The sequence below is a fragment of the Leisingera sp. CC-HEC093 genome (assembly GCF_059429195.1).
The window spans coordinates 1,130,001-1,150,864 of the sequence record NZ_JCAIJR010000001.1 but is presented as its reverse complement, the minus strand read 5'-3'; the positions used below and the strand labels follow the sequence as shown (position 1 = coordinate 1,150,864).

Annotated in this window: 18 protein-coding genes, 1 tRNA gene and 1 rRNA gene (1 of these 20 only partly in view); 11 read left to right on the top strand and 9 right to left on the bottom strand. The window is 63.0% G+C overall.

The window, feature by feature from the left end:
- Positions 1-55 precede the first annotated feature (55 nt).
- The 5 genes from AC5STB_RS05495 to AC5STB_RS05475 all read left to right on the top strand — a co-directional run bounded on the left by AC5STB_RS05495 (position 56) and on the right by AC5STB_RS05475 (position 6,548).
- On the top strand, positions 56-1,132 hold the full coding sequence (locus AC5STB_RS05495; RefSeq protein WP_495441967.1) for a branched-chain amino acid ABC transporter permease: 1,077 nt from the start codon (positions 56-58) through the stop codon (positions 1,130-1,132).
- 93 nt (positions 1,133-1,225) lie between these two features.
- Entirely contained in the window at positions 1,226-2,509 is a 1,284-nt protein-coding gene (locus AC5STB_RS05490; protein WP_495441966.1) for an ABC transporter substrate-binding protein, read from the top strand.
- Positions 2,510-2,626: 117 nt separating this feature from the next.
- Positions 2,627-3,475, top strand: a complete 849-nt coding sequence (locus AC5STB_RS05485) for an ABC transporter ATP-binding protein (protein WP_495441965.1) — start codon at positions 2,627-2,629, stop codon at positions 3,473-3,475.
- Positions 3,476-3,492: 17 nt separating this feature from the next.
- Complete coding sequence (locus tag AC5STB_RS05480) at positions 3,493-4,710, top strand: phenylacetate--CoA ligase family protein (protein ID WP_495441964.1); 1,218 nt, start codon at positions 3,493-3,495, stop codon at positions 4,708-4,710.
- 158 nt (positions 4,711-4,868) lie between these two features.
- The gene (locus AC5STB_RS05475; protein WP_495441962.1) at positions 4,869-6,548 is read left to right on the top strand and encodes an ABC transporter permease; all 1,680 of its coding nucleotides are present in this window, start codon (positions 4,869-4,871) and stop codon (positions 6,546-6,548) included.
- A gap of 21 nt (positions 6,549-6,569) precedes the next feature.
- On the opposite strand, the gene AC5STB_RS05470 is transcribed toward AC5STB_RS05475, so the two are convergent.
- The 4 genes from AC5STB_RS05470 to AC5STB_RS05455 all read right to left on the bottom strand — a co-directional run bounded on the left by AC5STB_RS05470 (position 6,570) and on the right by AC5STB_RS05455 (position 9,259).
- On the bottom strand, positions 6,570-7,430 hold the full coding sequence (locus AC5STB_RS05470) for a CobW family GTP-binding protein (RefSeq protein WP_495441960.1): 861 nt from the start codon (positions 7,428-7,430) through the stop codon (positions 6,570-6,572).
- Between the two features lie 220 nt (positions 7,431-7,650).
- Complete coding sequence (locus AC5STB_RS05465; protein ID WP_495441959.1) at positions 7,651-8,667, bottom strand: Fe(3+) ABC transporter substrate-binding protein; 1,017 nt, start codon at positions 8,665-8,667, stop codon at positions 7,651-7,653.
- Positions 8,668-8,979: 312 nt separating this feature from the next.
- Positions 8,980-9,105 (bottom strand): type B 50S ribosomal protein L36, encoded by a 126-nt coding sequence (ykgO, locus tag AC5STB_RS05460; RefSeq protein ID WP_005648635.1) that lies wholly within the window; start codon positions 9,103-9,105, stop codon positions 8,980-8,982.
- Positions 9,106-9,184: 79 nt separating this feature from the next.
- A tRNA-Val gene (locus tag AC5STB_RS05455) sits at positions 9,185-9,259 on the bottom strand.
- A 162-nt stretch (positions 9,260-9,421) separates the two neighbouring features.
- Between AC5STB_RS05455 and AC5STB_RS05450 the strand changes: the two genes are divergently transcribed.
- The gene (locus tag AC5STB_RS05450) at positions 9,422-10,282 is read left to right on the top strand and encodes an N-formylglutamate amidohydrolase (protein ID WP_495441958.1); all 861 of its coding nucleotides are present in this window, start codon (positions 9,422-9,424) and stop codon (positions 10,280-10,282) included.
- 15 nt (positions 10,283-10,297) lie between these two features.
- Here the strand turns inward: AC5STB_RS05450 and AC5STB_RS05445 are convergent, their stop codons facing one another.
- Together AC5STB_RS05445 and pyrF are read right to left on the bottom strand one after the other, a co-directional pair.
- Complete coding sequence (locus AC5STB_RS05445; RefSeq protein ID WP_495441956.1) at positions 10,298-11,551, bottom strand: DNA polymerase IV; 1,254 nt, start codon at positions 11,549-11,551, stop codon at positions 10,298-10,300.
- 551 nt (positions 11,552-12,102) lie between these two features.
- The gene (gene pyrF, locus AC5STB_RS05440; RefSeq protein WP_495441955.1) at positions 12,103-12,819 is read right to left on the bottom strand and encodes an orotidine-5'-phosphate decarboxylase; all 717 of its coding nucleotides are present in this window, start codon (positions 12,817-12,819) and stop codon (positions 12,103-12,105) included.
- A gap of 340 nt (positions 12,820-13,159) precedes the next feature.
- Between pyrF and clpB the strand changes: the two genes are divergently transcribed.
- Positions 13,160-15,778, top strand: coding sequence for an ATP-dependent chaperone ClpB (clpB, locus tag AC5STB_RS05435; protein ID WP_495441954.1), 2,619 nt, complete (start codon positions 13,160-13,162; stop codon positions 15,776-15,778).
- 63 nt (positions 15,779-15,841) lie between these two features.
- Here clpB and AC5STB_RS05430 read toward each other — a convergent pair whose 3' ends face one another.
- Positions 15,842-16,084: a hypothetical protein gene (locus AC5STB_RS05430; RefSeq protein ID WP_495441953.1), complete on the bottom strand. Its 243-nt coding sequence runs from the start codon at positions 16,082-16,084 to the stop codon at positions 15,842-15,844.
- A gap of 38 nt (positions 16,085-16,122) precedes the next feature.
- The gene (locus AC5STB_RS05425; protein ID WP_495441952.1) at positions 16,123-16,413 is read right to left on the bottom strand and encodes a putative quinol monooxygenase; all 291 of its coding nucleotides are present in this window, start codon (positions 16,411-16,413) and stop codon (positions 16,123-16,125) included.
- 172 nt (positions 16,414-16,585) lie between these two features.
- On the opposite strand from AC5STB_RS05425, the gene AC5STB_RS05420 reads away from it, so the two are divergent.
- Positions 16,586-17,476: an AraC family transcriptional regulator gene (locus AC5STB_RS05420; RefSeq protein WP_495441951.1), complete on the top strand. Its 891-nt coding sequence runs from the start codon at positions 16,586-16,588 to the stop codon at positions 17,474-17,476.
- A gap of 16 nt (positions 17,477-17,492) precedes the next feature.
- On the opposite strand, the gene AC5STB_RS05415 is transcribed toward AC5STB_RS05420, so the two are convergent.
- Positions 17,493-18,059, bottom strand: coding sequence for a hypothetical protein (locus AC5STB_RS05415; RefSeq protein WP_495441950.1), 567 nt, complete (start codon positions 18,057-18,059; stop codon positions 17,493-17,495).
- 274 nt (positions 18,060-18,333) lie between these two features.
- Here AC5STB_RS05415 and msrP point away from each other — a divergent pair, with 274 nt between their 5' ends.
- The 3 genes from msrP to AC5STB_RS05400 all read left to right on the top strand — a co-directional run.
- Positions 18,334-19,239: a protein-methionine-sulfoxide reductase catalytic subunit MsrP gene (gene msrP / locus AC5STB_RS05410; RefSeq protein WP_495441949.1), complete on the top strand. Its 906-nt coding sequence runs from the start codon at positions 18,334-18,336 to the stop codon at positions 19,237-19,239.
- Between the two features lie 13 nt (positions 19,240-19,252).
- Positions 19,253-19,876, top strand: coding sequence for a protein-methionine-sulfoxide reductase heme-binding subunit MsrQ (msrQ, locus tag AC5STB_RS05405; protein WP_495441948.1), 624 nt, complete (start codon positions 19,253-19,255; stop codon positions 19,874-19,876).
- An 820-nt stretch (positions 19,877-20,696) separates the two neighbouring features.
- Positions 20,697-20,864 (top strand): 16S ribosomal RNA (locus AC5STB_RS05400); it runs 1,298 nt beyond the window's last position.

Genomic DNA, 20,864 nt, shown 5'->3' with positions numbered 1-20,864 from the left:
CAGTATCCGCGCAGGCAGCACCGCCATTGCGCAAGAGAAAGGGAGCATCTGAGACATGTTCTACCGTGAAGCCGGGGACTTCAAAGTCTCCTACGCCGATGACAGCCAGACGTTTCCGATCAAGTTCGACCGCTACCGCTATTACGTGGTTCTGGCGGTTGCATTCGGCCTTATCCCCTTCCTGATCAATGACTACTGGGCGAATGCGATCCTGCTGCCGTTCCTGATTTATTCGATCGCGGCAATCGGGCTGAACATTCTGGTGGGCTATTGCGGCCAGGTGTCCCTGGGCACCGGCGGGTTCATGGCGGTGGGGGCTTATGCCTGCTACAAGCTGATGACCGCCTTCCCGGAAGTCAGCATGTTCATTCATGTGCTGCTGGCTGGCGGCATCACCGCGGGCGTCTGTGTGCTGTTCGGCCTGCCGTCCCTGCGGATCAAGGGCTTCTACCTGGCGGTGGCGACGCTGGCGGCGCAGTTCTTTCTGGTCTGGCTATTCAACCGGGTGCCGTGGTTCTACAACTATTCCGCCTCGGGCCAGATCAACGCGCCGGAGCGCGACACCTTCGGCATCATCATCACCGGTCCCAACGCGCCGGCCTGGGCCACCTATCTGTTCTGCCTGATCTTCCTGACCTTCTGTGCGCTGGTTGCCCGCAACCTCACCCGCGGCACCGTGGGCCGGGCCTGGATGGCGATCCGCGACATGGACATCGCTGCTGAAATCATCGGGGTGAACCCGCTGAAGGCCAAGCTGACGGCCTTTGCAGTGTCTGGCTTCTTTATCGGGGTTTCCGGCGCGCTGTTCTTTGCCGTCTATCTGGGGGCGGTCGAGGTCGGCGAGGCGTTCGGCATCCAGAAGTCGTTCCTGGTGCTGTTCATGGTGATCCTCGGCGGTCTGGGCTCGATCTTCGGCTCCTTTGCCGGGGCGGCCTTCCTTGTGCTGCTGCCGGTGATCCTCAAGGTGGTTGGCGTCGATCTGCTGAACTGGCCCACCGATATCGTGGCGCATTTGCAGCTGGTGATCGTGGGGGCGCTGATCATCGTCTTCCTGATCGCCGAACCGCACGGCATGGCGCAGCTGTGGCGCGTCGCCAAGGAAAAACTGAGACTGTGGCCCTTCCCGCACTGATGCGGGCGCGGCCTAAGAGCTGGCGGGGAGAAAACCAAGATCACCCCCGTTTTTGCAAACCATCGGATAAGACCAAAGGGAGGATTTAAGCCGATGAAAAAGACACTGACCACACTGGCGCTGGGCGCCGCGATGGCAGCCGGTCCGGCAATGGCGGATCTGGTGTTCCCGGACCTCAGCTACCGGACCGGGCCTTATGCGGCAGGCGGCATTCCGTTTTCGGACGGCTACAATGACTATTTCACCCTGCTGAATGAGCGCGACGGCGGCATCGGCGGCGTTCCTGCCCGGGTGATCGAATGCGAGACCGGTTATAACACCGAAAAAGGCGTGGAATGCTATGAGGCGACCAAGGGCGAAGGCGCGCTGGTGTATCAGCCGCTGTCCACCGGCATCACCTATCAGCTGATCCCCAAAGTGACCGCGGATGGCATTCCGCTGCATACCATGGGCTATGGCCGCACCTCGGCGGCGAACGGCGAAGTGTTCAGCAACGTGTTCAACTATCCGGCCAACTACTGGAACGGGGCGTCCGGCGCGGTGAACCACCTGCTGGAGATCAACGGCGGTGACATCAACGGCAAGAAGGTGGCGCTTGTTTACCACAACTCTGCCTATGGCAAGGAGCCGATCCGCACGCTGGAGGAACTGTCGGCCAAGCACGGCTTTGAGCTGACCCTGCTGCCGGTGGACCATCCGGGTCAGGAACAGAAGTCGCAGTGGCTGCAGATCCGCCGTGAAAAGCCCGACTATGTGGTGATGTGGGGCTGGGGCGTGATGAACCAGGTTGCGGTTCAGGAAGCTGCCAACATCCGGTTCCCGATGGAGAACTTCATCGGTGTCTGGTGGTCCGGTGCCGAATTCGACGTGGAGCCTGCAGGCGACAAGGCCACCGGCTACAAGGCGCTGACCTTCACCGGCCTGGGGATGGACTATGCGGTTTATGACGACCTGAAGAAATATGTGGTCGATTCCGGCAAGGCGTCCGGTGCCGGCGATCAGCTGGGGTCTGTGCAGTACAACCGCGGCCTCTATGCGGCGATGCTGGCAGCCGAGGCGGCCAAAACCGCGCAGGAAATTCATGGCACCGGTGACATTACCGCTGCGATGATGCGTGACGGCATGGAAGCGCTGGATATGACCAACGCCAAGATGGAAGCGCTGGGCATGGCGGGCTTCGGGCCGGAGTTCAAGGTCAGCTGCGACAATCACGGCGGCCCGGGCCTGGTCGGCGTTGTGCAGTGGGATGCGGGTACCAAGACCTGGAACGCGATCTCTGACTTTCAGCCGACCGACGCTGAGGTGATCGGCAAGCTGATCGAGGAAGACTCGGCTGCCTATGCGGCTGAGAACAACATCGAGCCCGGCTGCAAATAAGGCTCCTTCCGGCCCTGCTTTGGCGGGGCCGGACACAACCGGCGCGGCAGAGAGCTGCCGCGCCAGGCAAACAGCGTCCCGGGGCAAAAACCGGGACAGGTATGAGGACACGCTTTGATGCTGGATGCAGCGAACACCGCCGCCGACTCTGCAGATGTGCAGGCCGAGACCCTGCTGGAGGTCAACAATATCGAGGTGATCTATAATCACGTGATCCTCGTCCTGAAGGGTGTGAGCCTGAATGTGCCGAAGGGCGGCATTACCGCGCTCTTGGGCGGCAACGGTGCCGGCAAGACCACGACGCTGAAGGCGATTTCCAACCTGCTGCATTCGGAACGCGGCGAGGTCACCAAGGGGTCGATCAAATACCGCGGCAATCATGTGCATGAGCAGGACCCGGCGGAACTGGTGAAGAAGGGCGTCATTCAGGTGATGGAAGGCCGCCATTGCTTTGAGCACCTGACGGTTGAGGAAAACCTGCTGACCGGGGCCTATACCCGCCGCGACAGCGGTGCGGATATCCAGAAAGACCTGGACATGGTCTACCACTATTTTCCGCGCCTGAAGGAGCGCCGGAAGAGCCAGGCGGGCTATACCTCCGGTGGTGAGCAGCAGATGGTGGCGATGGGCCGTGCGCTGATGTCGCGGCCTGAAACAATCCTGCTGGACGAGCCGTCGATGGGTCTGGCGCCGCAGCTGGTGGAGCAGATTTTCGAGATCGTGAAGTCGATCAACGAACAGGAGGGCGTGACCTTCCTGCTGGCGGAGCAGAACACCAACGTCGCGCTGCGCTATGCGCACTACGGCTATATCCTTGAATCCGGCCGGGTGGTGATGGACGGACCTGCAGCAGAGCTGCGGGAGAACCCGGATGTGAAGGAATTTTACCTCGGCATGTCGGATGAGGGGCGCAAGAGCTTCCGCGATGTGCGGTCCTACCGCCGCCGCAAGAGGTGGCTGAGCTGATGCGGGGAGATGACGTGATGAGCTATTTTGATACGCTTGAAACCCGCAGCGCAGATGAGCGTGCCGCCGATCTGGCCACGGCGCTGCCGGAGCAGATTGCCCGCGCCAAGTCCGCCCCCGGCTACGCGGGAATGCTGGACGGGGTGGACCCCGGGGCCATTACATCGGTTGAGGCGCTGGCGGCGCTGCCGGTGCTGCGCAAATCCGAATTGAGCCGCGCCCAGGCCGCGCATCCGCCCTTTGGCGGGTTCACCGTCAAGCCTGCAACCGGCTTTGCCCATATCTTCCAGAGCCCCGGCCCCATCTACGAACCGGGCGGAGTGGATGGCGACTGGTGGCGGATGGGGCGGTTTCTGAACGCTGCCGGGATCAGCCAGGGCGACGTGGTGCAGAACTGCTTCGGCTACCATCTGACGCCTGCCGGAATGATCTTTGAAAACGGCGCCCGGGCGGTTGGTGCGGCGGTGCTGCCGGCCGGCACCGGCCAGACAGAGCTGCAGGTGACCGCGGCGCGGGATGTCGGCGCCACCGCCTATGCTGGGACGCCGGATTACCTGAAGGTGATCTTGGACAAGGCGGATGCGATGGGCGTGGAGTTGATGTTCTCGAAGGCCGCAGTGGGTGGCGGCGCGCTGTTCCCGTCCTTGCGCCAGGAGTATCTCGACCGCGGCATTTCCTGCCTGCAGTGCTATGCCACCGCCGATCTGGGCAACATCGCCTATGAAAGCCCGGCGATGGAGGGGATGATTGCCGACGAGCATGTGATCGTGGAAATCGTCACCCCCGGGACCGGCAACCCGGTGGCACCGGGCGAGGTGGGCGAGGTCGTGGTGACCACACTCAATCCCGATTATCCGCTGATCCGCTTTGCCACCGGCGATCTGTCGGCAGTGATGCCCGGTGTCTCGCCCTGCGGCCGCACCAACATGCGGATCAAGGGGTGGATGGGCCGGGCCGATCAGACCACCAAGATCAAGGGCATGTTTGTGCGCCCGGAGCAAGTGGCGGCGCTGGTTGAAAAGCACGACGAAATCGTCAAGGCCCGGGTCATCGCCAGCCGCGATGGCGAGATGGACGCGATGACCGTGCAGATCGAGGCTGAGGGCGGCGACGAGACAGCCTTTGCCCGCTCGGTGGCTGAGGTGCTGAAGCTTAAAGGCAAGGTCGAGGTGGTGGCGCCGGATGCGCTGCCTAAGGACGGGCTGGTTATAGAAGACCAGCGGACCTACGACTGAACCCGCTGTCTTGCGGCGCGGAACGGGTGCCGGATGCAGGCACCCGTTTGCTGTTCAGGTACCGTATGGGACGTGCGGTGCTTTCCGGCTGGAATTTCTGACTGGAATAGTCGAAATAGGGCGGTGTGAAACTTCTGCCGGACCTGTGACCGCCGCAAATGTCTGCTGCCAATGATCCCATAGAATACGCCCAGCACGGGCGCCGCCGCGGCGGCAAGAGCGGAGGCAGTGTCTTTGCTGTGCTGGCTTGGCTGGTGGCGCTGTCCTGCCTCTTGCCGATGCTGGCTGTGGCACTGGCGGCGGCCTTTGGCGGCACGGAGACCATCAGCCATCTGGCCGGCACGGTTCTGCCGGGGTACTCGCTGACCACCCTGGCGCTGGTGGCAATGGTGGCGCTGGGAACCTTTGCCATCGGCACCGGGGCGGCCTGGCTGGTGACGATGACGCGGTTTCCCGGCGCCCGTCTGCTGGAGGTGGCGCTGGTGCTGCCGCTGGCCTTTCCGGCCTATGTGCTGGCCTATGCCTATACCCATATCCTGGATCACCCCGGCATCGTGCAATCCACCCTGCGCGAGGTGACGGGCTGGGGGCCGCGGGACTACTGGTTCCCGGAAATCCGCTCCACCGGCGGGGCGGCGGCGATGCTGGTACTGGTGCTTTACCCTTATGTCTATTTGCTGGCGCGGGCGGCGTTCATGCAGCAGAGCGCCGGCGCCTTTCTGGCGGCGCGCGCGCTTGGCAAAAACTCCTGGCAGGCGTTCTGGCTGGTCAGCCTTCCAATGGCGCGGCCGGCCATCGCCTCTGGTGTGCTTCTGGCGGTGATGGAGACCATCGCCGACTTCGGCACCGTGTCCTACTTTGGAGTGCAGACCTTTGCCACCGGCATTTACACCAGCTGGTTCTCGCTGGGCGACCGCGGCGGTGCGGCGCAGCTGGCGCTGTGCCTGCTGGGGTTCGCGCTGACGCTGGCGGTGGTGGAACGGGCGACGCGCGGGCGGGCGAAATACCACCACGCGGGCAAGCACCACAACCAGATGCCGCCGGCAGAGCTGGGCGGGATCAAGGCGGCGGCGGCTGTCTTCTTTTGCGCGGTTCCGGTGGTGCTGGGCTTCCTGCTGCCGGTGGCGGTGCTGTTTTCGATGAGCTTTGACTCCGAGCAGAACCTGTTCAGCCGCCGTTATATTGATTTCACCAGCAATTCGATCACCCTGGCGGCAGCGGCGGCGGTGCTGACTGTGGCAGCGGCGGTGTGCCTGGGATTTTACCAGCGTTTGCGGCCCGGGCGGATCTCTGCGGCGGCCGCCTATTTCGCGCGGCTGGGCTATGCGGTGCCGGGCGGGGTGATCGCGGTGGGGCTGATCGTGCCTTTTGCGGCCTTCGACAACACGCTGGATGCCTGGATGCGCGAGAATTTCGGGATCCGCACGGGGCTGCTGGTCACCGGTTCGATCTGGCTGCTGGTGGCGGCTTATGGCGTGCGGTTCATGGCGGCAGCGCTTGGCGCCTATGAGGGCGGCCAGGCGACGATGCATTCAAATATGGATGCCGCGGCGCGGTCGCTGGGGCAGGGGCCGATGGGGATGCTGCGGCGGGTGCATCTGCCGATCCTGACACCCAGCCTGCTGACGGCGCTGCTGATTGTCTTTGTGGATGTGATGAAGGAGCTGCCCGCGACGCTGATTATGCGGCCCTTCAATTTCGACACGCTGGCGGTGCAGGCGCACAGGCTGGCCGCGGACGAGCGGCTGGAAGGCGCAGCCGTGCCCTCGCTGGTGATCATGGCGGTGGGGCTGCTGCCGGTGATATTGATTTGCCGCCAGGTGGGACGGCGGCGCTAGAGAAGTGTGGGCTGGGGCGGCTTATGCCGTCCACCAGTCCTCAATCTCTGCGCGGGAAATGCGGTCTGCGGGGCCAAGACCGACCAGCAGGGTTTCATCCGCTTCACAGCGTTTGGCTTCCACATGGCGGCCGACCACATGCAGCTCATAGGCGCCGCCGGTGGTGAGCACAAAGCCCTTCATGCGGTAAAGCCCGGCAGGCCGCGCCGCCAGCTTGTCCCCCAGCGCGCGGCGGTCCAGCACGGCGGTGCTTCGGTGCCGCCAGGTGGTGTAGGCGGGATGTGCCGCCGCCGCGCGGCCCTTGGGCAGCGGCACCACGTCAAACAGCAACTCTGCCACCGGGGAGCCGCTCAGCACCGTGGGCGTGCGTGCGCCGGCCTTGTCCAGAAGCGCAGCAAGCGCTGCGTCCAGCTCATGGCATTTGGTGGCAATCACCAAGTCGGCGGCGCGGATTTGCTGCTCTGCCTGCGGTGCCACCAGCGGGTCGTTCAGCAGGGGGGCGGCATTTTCCGCGTCCACCAGGGTGACGATGCCGCCGTAGCTGAGACCGCTTTCGTTCAGAACGGAATTGGCGATGGCAACCGGGTCGGAAATGCCGCTGGCTTCGATCACCAGATGATCGGGGCGCTCTGCCCGGGTCAGAACTGCGCGCAGGGCCAGGGATAGGTCATCGCCCATGGTGCAGCATACGCAGCCGTTGGTGAGGGCAATCTTGCCGCCATCGGTATCCTGGATCAGGGCGTCATCAATGTTGACGGCGCCAAAGTCATTGACGATCACGGCCAGTTTCAGCCCGTGATCCTCTGCCAGGAGGCGGTTGATCAATGTGGTTTTGCCCGCGCCCAGATAGCCGCTGATGATTGTGACCGGCAGCCTGTTCATGTTGAGTCTGCCCTTTGGGCGCCGTGTGTCCGCAGCTGCATGGTCCCCCCGTATTCAGCTGCGGAAACCTATAGGCCGCTGCCGGCAACGGGTCTAGTAAAAGCGGTAATGCCGGTGGTTACGGGCTGCGGTGCCGCGTGTTCTGGCAATCGGGGATGGGCAGGCCAGCAAAAAAGGCGCAGCATGCGCCGCGCCTTTTCAGGGAGTTTGCAGCTGGCGTTTACTTCCAGCCCGCGTCGTTGAAGATCTTCTGCGCTTCGGGCAGGTTCTTGGCGACCTCCGACAGATTCACGTCATCGGGTTTGAAGTGGCCAAGCGCCGCAATCGACGGGGCCAGGCCGACGCCGGACACGGCCGGGTATTCGTCATTGCCGGCAGAGAAATAAGCCTGGGCGGAATCGCTGGAGAGATATTCCAGGAACTTGATGGCGTTCTCCTTGTTCGGGGCATGCACGGCCACGCCGCCGCCCGACAGGTTCATATGCGCGCCTTCCTCGTTCTGGGAGGGGAACAGCCAGGCGATCTGGCCGCGGTGTTCGGACAGGCCCTTGACCTCCTTGCGGATGGAGCGGGCGAAGTAATAGCTGTTGCCGACCGCAATTTCGCATTCACCGGAGATGATGCCGCGCATCTGGTCAATGTCGCCGCCCTGCGGGTCCCGGGCCATGTTGGCAACCACGCCGTCGGCCCATTCGCGTGCCTTTTCAGCACCGTGATGGGTGACGATGGAGGCCAGCAGGGTCTGGTTGTAGGTGTTCTTGGAGGAGCGGATGCAAACCTGGCCCTTGTAGGCCGGATCGGCGAGATCCAGATAGGTCTGCGGCGGATTTGCCACCCCATCCTTGTCATAGAAGATGATGCGCGCGCGCTGGCTGAAGCCGAACCACTGGTTGTCCTCATCCTGCAAATAGGCGGGGACGCGGGTCTCCAGCACCTCGCTGTCGATGCTTTGCAGCACGCCTGCCTCCTTGGCGCGGGTCAGGCGCGAGGTATCGACGGTGATCAGGATGTCGGCAGGGGAGTTTTCGCCCTCGGCGTTCATCCGGGCGATCAGCTCATCGGCGTTGCCTTCGATGCGGTTGATGGTGATGCCGGTGGCCTCTTCGAAGTCCGAATACAGCTGCTCGTCAGTGTCGTAATGGCGCGAGGAGTAGATGTTCAGCTCGCCCTCGGCTGCAGCGGAGGTGGCGACGGCTGCGCTCAGCGCGCCGGCCAGTACGGTTGTGGCTTTCAGCATTGGATGTCCCGTTCTTGGTTAGATCAGTTTTCCGACTGAAAGAGTCGATTAAAGCATCTGGCAGCAGATGCAATAAATTTCCGAGTGAAACAGTCGGAAAGTTCTCTTTGGCTGCGCTCGGGACAGAACCGGCAGGGATCTCCCGCCCGTCGCGCGGCCTTTGGCAAGGCAGCCAGGTACCGCCCAAGCGAAGCCCGGAGATACCGCGGGCGCGGGAGGGTCCCGCCTTCGCATTGCCAGGCCAAACAGACCCCCAAACGCAAAAAAACCGCATCGGATGATGCGGTTTTCTGCGTGTCGCTGTAGCGGATCTTAGCCCTGGCGCGCTTTGAACTTGCGCTGGGTCTTGTTGATCACGTAAACGCGGCCTTTACGGCGCACAACCCGGCAATCGCGGTGCCGGTTCTTCAGCGAACGGAGCGAGTTCTTGACCTTCATGGTCTCTCTCCTTGTCTGCGGCGCGAACCAGCGCCTGGGTTAGCGGGTGCCTTGGCCGTGGCCAGGGCAGTGAATGGGATGGTGGGCGATACAAGGATCGAACTTGTGACCCCTTCGATGTCAACGAAGTGCTCTACCGCTGAGCTAATCGCCCACTCTGGCCTGCCCAGCCTCCTGCCCCTTACAAGTGAAAGGGGCGCGGGGTGCCGCGCCGGTGAGGGGGTCTATAAATAGAGTCGCCGGCGGGTGCAAGAGCTTTTGACCGCAGAAATTTCCGCGATATGCTGTTTCTTGCACAAGAAGCACCGGAGCAAGGATGCCTGATACAGCGTTTTCCGTGATTTCCCCGCAGAAACTGGCTTCGGCCGTGGTTTTTGCCTCTCCGCACAGCGGCACGGACTATACCGATTCCTTTCTGGCACAGTCGATTCTGGGGCGGCAGGAGATCCGCAGCTCGGAAGATGCCTTTGTCGATCAGTTGTTTCAGGCCGCACCGGAGTTCGGCGCACCGCTGTTGAAGGCCTTGAAGCCGCGCGCCTATCTGGATCTGAACCGCTCGCCCGATGAACTGGACCCGGCGGTAGTTGAGGGCGTGCAGCGGCGCGGCCAGAACCCGCGGGTGGCGTCCGGTCTTGGCGTGATTCCGAGGGTGGTCGCCAACGGCAGGGCGATTTACAGCGGCAAGCTGCCGCTGGCGGAGGCAGAGCGGCGGATCAAGGCCTGCTGGCACCCTTACCACAAGGCCTTGAGGGGGTTGCTGGAGCAGGCGCACCGGCACTTTGGACAGGCGATTCTGGTGGATTGCCATTCGATGCCGCATGAGGCGGTCGATGCGATGGTCAGCCAGGGGGGCGGCAAGCCGGAAATCGTTCTGGGCGACAGATTCGGGGCGGCGGCGGATGGCGGCGTGGTGGACCGGATCGAGGCGGCCTTTGCCGCGGCCGGGCTGAAGGTTGCGCGCAATACACCGTTTGCGGGCGCTTACATCGCGCAGACCTATGGCCGCCCGTCGCGGCGCCAGCACGCGGTGCAGATCGAAATTGACCGGGCGCTGTATATGGACGAGGCGAACGTCCGGCCCAATGCGAATTTCGATGCGCTGCAGCGGTTGCTGCGCCAGGTGGTGGCGGAAATCGCCCTGATCGGTCAGGAGGAGCTGCCGCTGGCGGCAGAATAGCCTGCTGCCCGCGCGTCAGCGCAAAGCGCGGCCCTTGAGGATCGCGCTGTCCCCGAATCTCTTGCGGATGGCGTCGGTGGCGCGCTCGGCCTCTGCCCGCTTGCCGGCATTCGGATCCAGCAGGTCGCCGCTTTCATCGGCTTGCGATTCGGGCACCAGATCGGAGATCCCGCACCCCAGGAGCCGGTACGGACCCTGATTCCCAACGTTATCCAGCAGACCGCGGGCGGTGCGGTAGATGCGGTCGGCAATCTGGGTCGGGCTGTGCAGGGTGACGCGCCGGGTCAGCGCCGAGTGGTTGGCGCGTTTCAGCTTGAGCGTCACTACCTTCCCGGCCAGCTCCCGCGCCTTGGCCCGGTCGGCGACCTTCCCGGCCAGCCGCCAAAGGTGGCCGTCAAGCACCTCCAGGCAGGCGGTGTCCTCGAAGAAGGTGGTTTCATTGGAAATCGACTTGACCGGTTCATGAGCCGAGACCCGGCGCCGGTCCTGGCCGCGGGCCAGGTGCCACAGCCGGTCGCCCATGGAGCCGAAGCGGCTGTGCAGCGCCTCGCGGTCCCAGCGCAGCAGGTCAGAGAAGGTGCGGATGCCTGCCTTGTCGAGGCTCGCCTGCGCCGCCGGGCCGATGCCCCAGATCAGCCGCACCGGTTTTTCGCGCAGGAAATCGTCTGTCTCCGCCTTGCCGATCACCGAAAACCCGCGCGGCTTGTCGAGGTCGGAGGCGACTTTGGCCAGGAATTTGTTGTGGGAAAGGCCGATGGAGCCGGTGACGCCCAGTTCGTCCTTCATCCGCTTGACCAGCCGGGCCAGCATCACCGCAGGCGGCGCGCCATGCAGCTTTTGGGTGCCGGAGAGATCCATGAACGCCTCATCCAGCGACAGCGGCTCCACATCCGGTGTCAGTTCATTCATCATCTTGCGGATTTCGCGGCTGACCTCGACGTAGGCGTTCATCCGCGGTTTGATCACCACCGCGTCGGGGCAGAGCTTCAGCGCCTGAAACATCGGCATGGCAGAGCGCACGCCGCGGATGCGCGCGACATAACAGGCGGTGGAGACGACACCGCGCTTGCCGCCGCCGATGATCACCGGCTTGGTGGCCAGCTCAGGATTGTCTCGTTTTTCGACGCTGGCATAGAAGGCGTCGCAATCCATATGGGCAATGCTGAGCGAAAACAGTTCTTCATGCGCCTTGATCCGCGGGCTGCCGCAATCAGGGCAGCGCCGGGCGGGGGCTATCTGGCTCAGGCAGTCTCGGCAAAGGGCATGCATTGGATGGCAGCGGGCTGTGGCGGTGAGGGGGCAAGTCTAGCTTGCGGCGGAAGCCTTGTCTTTAGCCTGCCGGATTGCCAAGTGACAGATCATGACAACAGCAGCCGAAGATTTTGCCGGCGCGGCCTGTATGACTGAGGGCTGGCCTGTGTGATTGAGGGCTGAAAAGAAAGATCCCCCGCAGGTATGCGGGGGGAAGGTGACGGGTCTCAGGAAGAAAAGCCCGTCTGGGGAGTGTCTCAAGTACAGACTCGCGCAGTGGCTGCCGTTTCGCAAAGAATGCAGTCCCGCGGAGCGGCCGGCAGGCTTTGGGGTGTGTTTTTTGCGGCACAGGACGATTTGGCGCAGAAATCGCTGCTGCAGCAGGTTTCGTCAGCGAAAAGAGCACCTTGACGTAGCGTCACCGGCGGGCAGCGGTGCGGCGGGCCGGGAAATGGTGCACCTGCCGCACATTTTTCTTTCTGCCTAAATTTTAGGCATTTCCGGGCGTGCCGGCCGCCGGGCCTGCAGTTTTGCTGCAAGCCCCCCCCCGTGGTCGAAATGACCGGGCTTTATGCGTTTCCGCCGGCTAGCTCTGCCAGGATGGCCTCCGCCGCGGCGCGGGGGCTGTCCGCCTTCCAGATCGGGCGGCCCACCACGATGTGGTCGGCGCCGTCTGCAATGGCGCTGGCCGGGGTGGCGACGCGTTTCTGATCGCCGAGGTCGGCACCTGCGGGGCGCACGCCGGGGGTGACGATCAGTTGGCCCTCAGCCTCGGGCAGGGCGCGGATCAGTGCGGCCTCCTGAGGGCTGGCGATGACCCCGTCGGCGCCTGCGGCAAAGGCGTTGCCTGCGCGTTCCAGCACCAGATCCTGCACCGCGCCGTCCTTGATCAGCGCGCCGTCCAGGTCCTGGCGGTCGAGCGAGGTCAGGATGGTGACGGCGAGGATTTTGAGGTCCTTGCCGGCCGCACCTTCCTTGGCCGCGCGCACCACGTAGGGATCGCCGTGCACGGTGAGGAAGTCGAGGTCGAACTGCGCCAGCCCCCGTACCGCATTTTCCACGGTGGCGCCGATGTCAAATAGCTTCATGTCGAGGAAGATGCGCTTGCCGTGCTCCTGCTTCAGCTCATTGGCCAGCGCCAGGCCGCCGCCGGTGAGCATGCCGAGGCCGATCTTGTAGAAGGAGACCGCATCGCCCAGCTGCTCTGCCAGCTTGAGCCCCGCCAGCGCGTTGGGGACATCCATGGCAACAATCAGACGGTCGTCGGCACGCTGGGCTTGGGTCATGGCAGGGTCCTTTGTGGCGGGTTAGGCATGAAACTGGCGTTTCATACGAAAGAGACTGCGGGTGGGCAAGGCGCAGCAAGACACTCCCGCAACCGAAGATGCTCCTTGGCGGGGCAAATAGCGATTTTTGGGCCGGGCGCCGCGCTGGCGCGCGGCGCGGTTTCGGCTGGGGCGGCCGGGGCGGGAAAAGTTGACGCAGGTCAGGGATTTGCTCACCTTTTCCGGCGAGACTGGGTTGAAGCGGCGGGATCGCTTCCCAAATTGAACCCTGAGGCCCGGACCGGGGCGTGCCGCCTAGCGGGCGCTGCCAAGAACAGGGCGCTTGAAAAAGGAGAGCAAGATGGACTTGAACAAGTTCACGGAGCGTGCACGGGGATTCGTGCAGGCAGCGCAGACCATTGCGATGCGCGAGGGGCACCAGCGGCTGGTGCCGGAGCATATTCTGAAAGCGTTGATGGATGACGATCAGGGGCTGGCAAGCAACCTGATCTCCCGTGCGGGCGGCGCGCCTGCACGCGTTGTTGAAGCCGTCGAGGCCGCGGTCGCCAAGCTGCCCAAGGTGAGCGGCGATGCGGCGCAGATCTATCTGGACGGGCAGACCGCCAAACTGCTGGATGAGGCCGCAAAGATTGCCGAGAAGGCAGGCGACAGCTTTGTCCCAGTGGAGCGTCTTCTGATGGCGCTGTGCATGGTGAAGTCCAAGGCCAAGGATGCTTTGGAAGCTGGCGCAGTTTCGGCGCAAAAGCTGAACGAAGCGATCAATGACATCCGCAAGGGGCGGACGGCGGACACGGCAACGGCTGAGGAAGGCTATGACGCGCTGAAGAAATACGCCCGCGACCTGACCGAGGCGGCGCGCGAGGGCAAGATCGACCCGATCATCGGCCGGGACGAGGAAATCCGCCGTTCGATGCAGGTGCTGTCGCGCCGGACCAAAAACAATCCCGTCCTGATCGGTGAGCCGGGCGTGGGTAAGACCGCAATTGCCGAGGGCATGGCGTTGCGCATCGTTAACGGCGATGTGCCCGAATCCCTGCGTGACAAGAAGCTGCTGTCGCTGGACATGGGCGCGCTGATCGCCGGTGCGAAGTACCGCGGTGAATTCGAGGAGCGCCTGAAGGCGGTGCTGACCGAAGTCACTGAGGCTGCGGGCGAGATCATCCTGTTCATTGACGAAATGCACACGCTGGTCGGTGCAGGTAAATCCGACGGCGCGATGGATGCGGCCAACCTCATCAAACCGGCACTGGCGCGCGGTGAGCTGCACTGCGTCGGTGCCACCACGCTGGATGAATACCGCAAGTATGTGGAAAAGGACGCGGCCCTTGCCCGCCGGTTCCAGCCGGTGATGGTGACGGAGCCGACGGTGGAGGACACCATCTCGATCCTGCGCGGTATCAAGGAGAAGTACGAGCTGCACCACGGGGTGCGCATCGCCGATGCGGCGCTGGTTTCGGCGGCGACGCTGTCGAACCGTTACATCACTGACCGGTTCCTGCCGGATAAGGCGATCGACCTGGTGGATGAGGCGGCCAGCCGCCTGCGGATGCAGGTGGACTCGAAACCGGAAGCTCTGGATGCGCTCGACCGGCAGATCCTGCAGATGCAGATCGAGGAAGAGGCGCTGAAGCTGGAGGAGGACGCCGCCTCCAGGGACCGGCTGGAGAAGCTTCAGAAGGAACTGGCTGAGCTGCAGGAGCAGTCCGCCGAGATGACCGCCCAATGGCAGTCGGAACGGGACAAGCTGGCCTCCGCCCGCGACCTGAAGGAACAGCTGGACCGCGCCCGTGCGGAGCTGGATATCGCCAAGCGGGAGGGCAACCTAGCCAAGGCGGGGGAGCTGTCCTATGGCGTCATTCCGGGGCTGGAGAAGCAGCTGGCGGATGCTGAAAGGCAGGAAGAGCAGGGGCTGATGGTCGAGGAGGCCGTGCGCCCGGAACAGATCGCCGCTGTTGTTGAACGCTGGACCGGCATTCCGACCTCCAAGATGCTGGAAGGCGAGCGCGAGAAGCTGTTGCGCATGGAAGACGAACTGCACCGCCGGGTGATCGGCCAGAATGCGGCTGTGACTGCGGTCGCCAATGCGGTGCGCCGGGCGCGCGCCGGTCTGAACGATGAGAACCGGCCGCTGGGCTCCTTCCTGTTCCTCGGCCCGACAGGCGTCGGCAAGACCGAGCTGACCAAGGCGGTTGCGGGCTTCCTGTTTGACGACGAGCACGCAATGGTGCGCATCGACATGTCGGAGTTCATGGAGAAGCACTCGGTTGCCCGGCTGATCGGCGCGCCGCCGGGCTATGTCGGCTATGACGAAGGTGGGGTGCTGACCGAGGCCGTGCGCCGCCGCCCCTATCAGGTGGTGCTGTTCGATGAGGTCGAAAAGGCGCATCCGGATGTGTTCAACGTGCTGTTGCAGGTGCTGGACGACGGCGTGCTGACCGACGGCCAGGGCCGCACTGTCGACTTCAAGCAGACGCTGATCGTGCTGACCTCCAACCTCGGCGCGCAGGCCCTGAGCCAGCTGCCGGAGGGGGCTGATGCCTCTGACGCGCGGCGCGACGTGATGGACGCGGTGCGCGCTCATTTCCGCCCTGAATTCCTGAACCGTCTGGATGAAACCATCATCTTTGACCGTCTGGCGCGGGGTGACATGGATGGCATCGTCGAGATCCAGCTGGCGCGTCTGCTGAAACGGCTGGCTGGCCGCAAGATCGGGCTGGAGCTGGACGAGGCCGCCAAGACCTGGCTTGCGGATGAGGGTTACGACCCGGTGTTCGGCGCCCGGCCATTGAAGCGGGTGATCCAGCGTGCGCTGCAGAACCCGCTGGCAGAGGCATTGCTGGCGGGCGAGATCAAAGACGGCGATGCTGTTCCGGTCTCTGCGGGCAGCGACGGGCTGATCATCGGTGACAGGCTGGGGGCGCCGGGCCGGCCCCGGCCCGATGATGCCCCGGTGCATTGAAGTATAGAGTATGGGAAAGGCCCGCCGGTGACGGCGGGCCTTGTTAGTCTTTCACGTTAGGCGCTACAGCTCTAGGCGGCGTGCCCCGGTATTCGAACGCTCTCCGGCCAGGATCAGGCAGCAGTCCTCCCCCGCCAGAACCAGTTGGCTGACCGAAGACCGGCTTTGGCGCAGGTCCTGTAGCTGCCCGGCGACGCAGGCCGTGCCGGTTTTCACCAAACGGAAACGCAACTCCGCCGTGGCAGCCGCTGCTGCGAAAGATGGGAGCATGCCGATGGCGGCAGTGGTCGCTGCGGTACGGGCCATGAAATCCCGGCGCGTCAGGCCGGCAAAGCTGTCCGGCATCAGATTACCAGCCTCTTGAAATATTGCACCTTCGGCGGCGCAGTCATGAAGGAGGCCAATTGCGCCAGGACGCCATTATCGGAGATCGCCTGGATATAGGCGGCATGGTGTGCCTTGGAGAGCCATTCTTCGACGATCAGCAGTCTGCGTGTTTCCTCCTCATAGTAGACTGTGACAGACAGGGCGCCATCAAAGCCGCGCACCGCTGGCAACCGTTCAGCCAGAAAGGGCTCCAGTTTGCCAAACTTCCCTTCAGCCACTTCCATCTCAAGCGTTACCCAAATGCTCATCGGGGTCTCCTTTTCGTCTTATGGTGACCCGTTTTTGCCTGCAGCATCCGGCTGCCGCTAACGCAACCCGATCAAAGATATTGCAATCGGATCAGAAACCCTGATTAGTTTGCCGCATGTGCAAAAAAGCAATTGCCCGCGGCCTGGACAGATCAACCTGCGGAACAGCCGCGTGACCCGGGCACAGAAGAAGCTGATTGTGATTCCTGAGGCTTTGGCGGCCTTTTCCTTTACCCGGGAAATCCTGTCGAGCAGGCACGGGCGGCTGATGCACAAGGTCTTGCACGCAGATCTGCGCGAGTTGGAATTTGTCTGCAGCGAAGTTTGCGTCTGCTATTTGCTGAAAGGGCGCGAGCGGTTTTTTGAGGCCGGGGGAGGCTGCACCGAAATCCAGGCGGGCGAACTGGTTATCATTCCGCCGAATGTGCGGTTGCAGTCGGATTTCCGCTGCCAGGACGGCCCGCTTGAGGCGATGATGATCTTTTTGTCCCCGGTGCTGGTCAGCGATGTGCTGACACGATTGGGAGGCGGGCAAGAGGAGGCGCCCGCTGGTCTGGAAACCATTCCGGCAAGCCAAAACCTGGCAGCCTTCATGAGCGGGCTGGTGGCGGTTTACGACAGCTTGCAGGTGGATGCGGATCTGGCGCGCCTGAAACTGGTGGAACTGATCATGCTGCTTGCGCTGCTGCATGGCCGCAGCAGGCTGGCCAACACGCTTGCAGGCAGCCTGAGCACGCAACACCGCCGGTCGGTTGCCCATGTCGCCAGGGCTTTTCAGGATCACGATTTGCGCACTGCAGATCTTGCGGCGCTTTCGGGGCGCTCTGTGCCCACATTCAACCGGGAATTCCGGCGGGTATTCGGAGTGTCACCTGCCAAGTGGCGCAAGCAGCGCCGGCTGGATCAGGCCAAGAAGATGCTGGAGAACACCAACGATGCGGTCACGAGCATCAGCCTGGCGGCAGGCTACGAAAGCACATCCAATTTTATCAGCGCTTTTAAGAAGGAATTCGGGCTGACGCCCGGTCAGTTCCGGGCGGCAGCCTCGGCTGCGGAGCTTTAGCGGCGCGGAAGGCGGCTTAGCCCGCCGCCGCTTCCTTGGCCATCCGGCGCTCATACTTCCTGCGCAGGACCTTCAGGCGGGGCTCCCAGTCATACCGGGGGTCTTCGGTGGCAGCTGACCAGTAAAGCGTACCGCCATAGCGCCAGGGATCAAGAACGATGCCCTTATTAATGCCGTCGCCCTTGGCGGCGATCACCGCGGTCGAGTGATCGATGCGGAAATCGCTTTTCGGCTCGGCAATGGCGCGCAGCATGGACAGCGTTTGGAAGTTCTCCTGATTGAGGCGCGCCTCCATGTCCTCAGCATAGTGCACGCAGACGCCGCGGTCCTTGACCCCGCTGTTCACCAGCGTGTTGTGGATGATCGGGGAGGTGGTGACATCATACTGTTCGGCCAGCTGGGCTGAGTAGCTGTAGGCAATCTCTGCCGCGCGGCGGGCCTCTCCCGGATCCACCGCGGGGCCCATGGATTGGAGCGCGAGCGACAACGCTTCGACATCGGTCCTGGTGGCGGTGGGGGCGGCGCTGCAGCCTGCCAGCGCGGCGGCGGCCAGCATCATCAGGGAAGCAAAAAAGGATTTCATCATGGTCTGCCCGAAACGGTTTTGATTTCCCGCCAGCATACTGACTTTGCATGAGGGGTGCAGCGGGGAATTTTCCAATGCAGCGGTTTCCCTGGCCGCATCGTCCCGGATGCCTTCACGTTTGCGTCATGAGGGGCGCGCGCCGCAGGGATTTTGCGGATACTGGAGGGGCTTGCAATGTTACGCCCCTCTCGCGCAGTCGTGACAGGATATGTTTTGGGTTTTGCGCGCGGGGCCATTACCTGAACGGGATCCGCAATATCAGGAGACGCAGATGGCGCGCCGCTGGACAAATGATCTAACCCTTGCCGACAGCACCGCCGAGGGTGCCTTCTGGAACCGCCGCCGGATCATGGCGGGGCTGGCAGGCAGCGGGCTGGCGGCGGCGCTGGGCAGCCCGGCGCGGGCAGAGCAGGCGCTGGAGCCCAACACGTGGGAAGAGGTGACCAGCTATTGCAACTTCTACGAATTCGGCACCGGCAAAGGCGATCCTGCGGCCTATGCCGGCCGGATGACCACAAAGCCCTGGAGCGTCACGATCGACGGTCTGGTCGATAAGCCCGGTGACTACTCCTTTGAGCAGATCCTGGGGGAGATGACCCTGGAAGAGCGCATCTACCGGTTCCGCTGTGTCGAAGCCTGGTCGATGGTGGTGCCCTGGCAGGGGTTCGAGCTGGCCGACCTGCTGAACCTCGCGGGGGTGCAGGACGGTGCCAGGTATGCTGCCTTCGAAACCCTCTACCGCCCGTCCGAGATGCCCGGCACGGCCTATAAGGTGCTCGACTGGCCCTACCGCGAAGGCTTGCGCCTGGATGAGGCGATGCACCCGCTGACGATCATGGCCACTGGTATCTTCGGCAAGCCGCTGCCCAATCAGAACGGTGCGCCTCTGCGGCTTGTGGTGCCGTGGAAATACGGCTTCAAGTCGATCAAGTCGGTGGTGCGGATCACCCTGACAGACCAGGAGCCGCCCACCAGCTGGAACATGGCCAACGGGCGCGAATACGGTTTTTACAGCAATGTGAACCCCAATGTCTCGCACCCGCGCTGGAGCCAGGCCAGCGAGCGCCGCATCGGCGGCGGATTGTTTGCCCGGCGCCAGCCGACGCTGATGTTCAACGGATACGGCCAGGAGGTCGCGCCAATGTACGACGGCATGGACCTGGGAAAATACTTCTGAGGAGGCCCGTGGCATGGGACCGGTGAACCAGCTGCTGCGCCGCCTGCCTGTCTGGGCGGTCTACCTGGCCGGGATGCTGCCTGCGCCCTGGCTGTTCTACCTGGGCGCAACCGGCGGTCTGGGGGTGGAGCCGATCAAGGCGCTGGAGCATGAATACGGCGAGCTGGCGCTGCAGCTGCTGATCCTGACGCTGGCCATCTCCCCGCTGCGCCGGCTCCTGGGGCTGAACCTGATGAAGTTCCGCCGGTCCATCGGCCTCTTGTGCTTCTTCTATGTGCTTTGCCATTTGCTGGTCTGGCTGGTTCTGGATGTGCAGATCCCGGAACAGATCTGGGCGGATATTGCCAAGCGCCCCTATATCACCGTCGGCATGGCGGCTTTTGCCCTGCTGCTGCCGCTGGCCCTGACCTCCAACAACCTTTCGGTCCGGCGCCTGGGGCGGCATTGGCCGCGGCTGCACCGTCTGACCTATGCGGCTGCTGTGCTGGGCGCTGTGCATTTCGTGATGCTGGTGAAAGGGTTTCAGATCGAGCCGCTGATCTATCTGGGGCTGGTGCTGGGGCTGCTGTCGCTGCGTTTGACTGGCTTTGGGCGGCGCGCGGGGCAGCAATCGGCAAAGCTGCCCGGCCGGACGTAAGTGCCGGCTGGCCGCTTCTGGCTTTTTGCTGCGTGTTCATACTTTCCTTTGCCCCCCTTTTGGTCACCGGCGCGGTTTTTTGGGCTGCATTGAGCGGGAAGGCGCGGTTCGGGAGGGGAATCTTGGGGTCTGATTTTGCGATTCCCGGTTTTGAGTCTGTGGATATGCGGGCTGAGTCTGTGGGTAAGTGGCAGCCGGGGCGGTTTCGGGCTGTTTTGGGGGCTGGGGTGCTGGGGGCGGGGCTGGGAAGCGGGTCAGGGGTGCTGACTTTGTTTTGGTCTAACGTATTGATTTTGTTCGTTTTGTGTTTTTTCTTTTCGGAATTCTTCGATTTTGCTGATTTTGGGGTTGCGGGTTCTGGGGGGTAACCGTAAAAGCCCCCTCACCGGCGGCGCTGAGGCGCACCGGGGACACACTGGACGGGGCGGCGGCGACGCAGGATCGGACGGGAAACACACTGGAGAGACGGTGGGACACGCTGGAGAGACGGCGGCATCTGAGGATTAAGCGAGGCGGGCGCGCCGGGAGATTGGCGCATCGGTCTGGTTTTTGGCCTTCGGGTGGCAGTTTTGCTCTTTGACATTGATGGATAACTGAAGAGATATGCGGGCGGTTTGGGTTCATTTCGATGGATCAGCCTACTGTATATCGCGCTCATAGGGGTTCGCTCCGATGATTGAGTGTCAGCTTCACTGTTTGTTCGGTTCTTTGGTTTCTTTTGAAACTGAAGCACAGACAGACAGAGACTTTCACGGGGATTAGCCTCCCTGTGAAGATGTGCAGAGGTTCGAACGTCAAGGATACGCTTTAGCGAGCGTTTCAACTTGAGAGTTTGATCCTGGCTCAGAACGAACGCTGGCGGCAGGCCTAACACATGCAAGTCGAGCGCGCCCTTCGGGGTGAGCGGCGGACGGGTTAGTAACGCGTGGGAACGTGCCCTTCTCTAAGGAATAGCCACTGGAAACGGTGAGTAATACCTTATACGCCC

Bases quoted from the DNA above. Each gene is read 5' to 3' on its own strand.
- AC5STB_RS05485 (WP_495441965.1), top strand. From the start codon at position 2,627: ATGCTGGATGCAGCGAACACCGCCGCCGACTCTGCAGATGTGCAGGCC.
- AC5STB_RS05480 (WP_495441964.1), top strand. From the start codon at position 3,493: ATGAGCTATTTTGATACGCTTGAAACCCGCAGCGCAGATGAGCGTGCC.
- AC5STB_RS05445 (WP_495441956.1), bottom strand. From the start codon at position 11,551: ATGCATGCCCTTTGCCGAGACTGCCTGAGCCAGATAGCCCCCGCCCGG.
- AC5STB_RS05475 (WP_495441962.1), top strand. From the start codon at position 4,869: ATGTCTGCTGCCAATGATCCCATAGAATACGCCCAGCACGGGCGCCGC.
- clpB (WP_495441954.1), top strand. From the start codon at position 13,160: ATGGACTTGAACAAGTTCACGGAGCGTGCACGGGGATTCGTGCAGGCA.
- AC5STB_RS05450 (WP_495441958.1), top strand. From the start codon at position 9,422: ATGCCTGATACAGCGTTTTCCGTGATTTCCCCGCAGAAACTGGCTTCG.
- AC5STB_RS05495 (WP_495441967.1), top strand. From the start codon at position 56: ATGTTCTACCGTGAAGCCGGGGACTTCAAAGTCTCCTACGCCGATGAC.
- msrP (WP_495441949.1), top strand. From the start codon at position 18,334: ATGGCGCGCCGCTGGACAAATGATCTAACCCTTGCCGACAGCACCGCC.
- AC5STB_RS05430 (WP_495441953.1), bottom strand. From the start codon at position 16,084: ATGGCCCGTACCGCAGCGACCACTGCCGCCATCGGCATGCTCCCATCT.
- pyrF (WP_495441955.1), bottom strand. From the start codon at position 12,819: ATGACCCAAGCCCAGCGTGCCGACGACCGTCTGATTGTTGCCATGGAT.
- AC5STB_RS05415 (WP_495441950.1), bottom strand. From the start codon at position 18,059: ATGAAATCCTTTTTTGCTTCCCTGATGATGCTGGCCGCCGCCGCGCTG.
- AC5STB_RS05465 (WP_495441959.1), bottom strand. From the start codon at position 8,667: ATGCTGAAAGCCACAACCGTACTGGCCGGCGCGCTGAGCGCAGCCGTC.
- AC5STB_RS05425 (WP_495441952.1), bottom strand. From the start codon at position 16,413: ATGAGCATTTGGGTAACGCTTGAGATGGAAGTGGCTGAAGGGAAGTTT.
- AC5STB_RS05470 (WP_495441960.1), bottom strand. From the start codon at position 7,430: ATGAACAGGCTGCCGGTCACAATCATCAGCGGCTATCTGGGCGCGGGC.
- AC5STB_RS05490 (WP_495441966.1), top strand. From the start codon at position 1,226: ATGAAAAAGACACTGACCACACTGGCGCTGGGCGCCGCGATGGCAGCC.
- ykgO (WP_005648635.1), bottom strand. From the start codon at position 9,105: ATGAAGGTCAAGAACTCGCTCCGTTCGCTGAAGAACCGGCACCGCGAT.
- msrQ (WP_495441948.1), top strand. From the start codon at position 19,253: ATGGGACCGGTGAACCAGCTGCTGCGCCGCCTGCCTGTCTGGGCGGTC.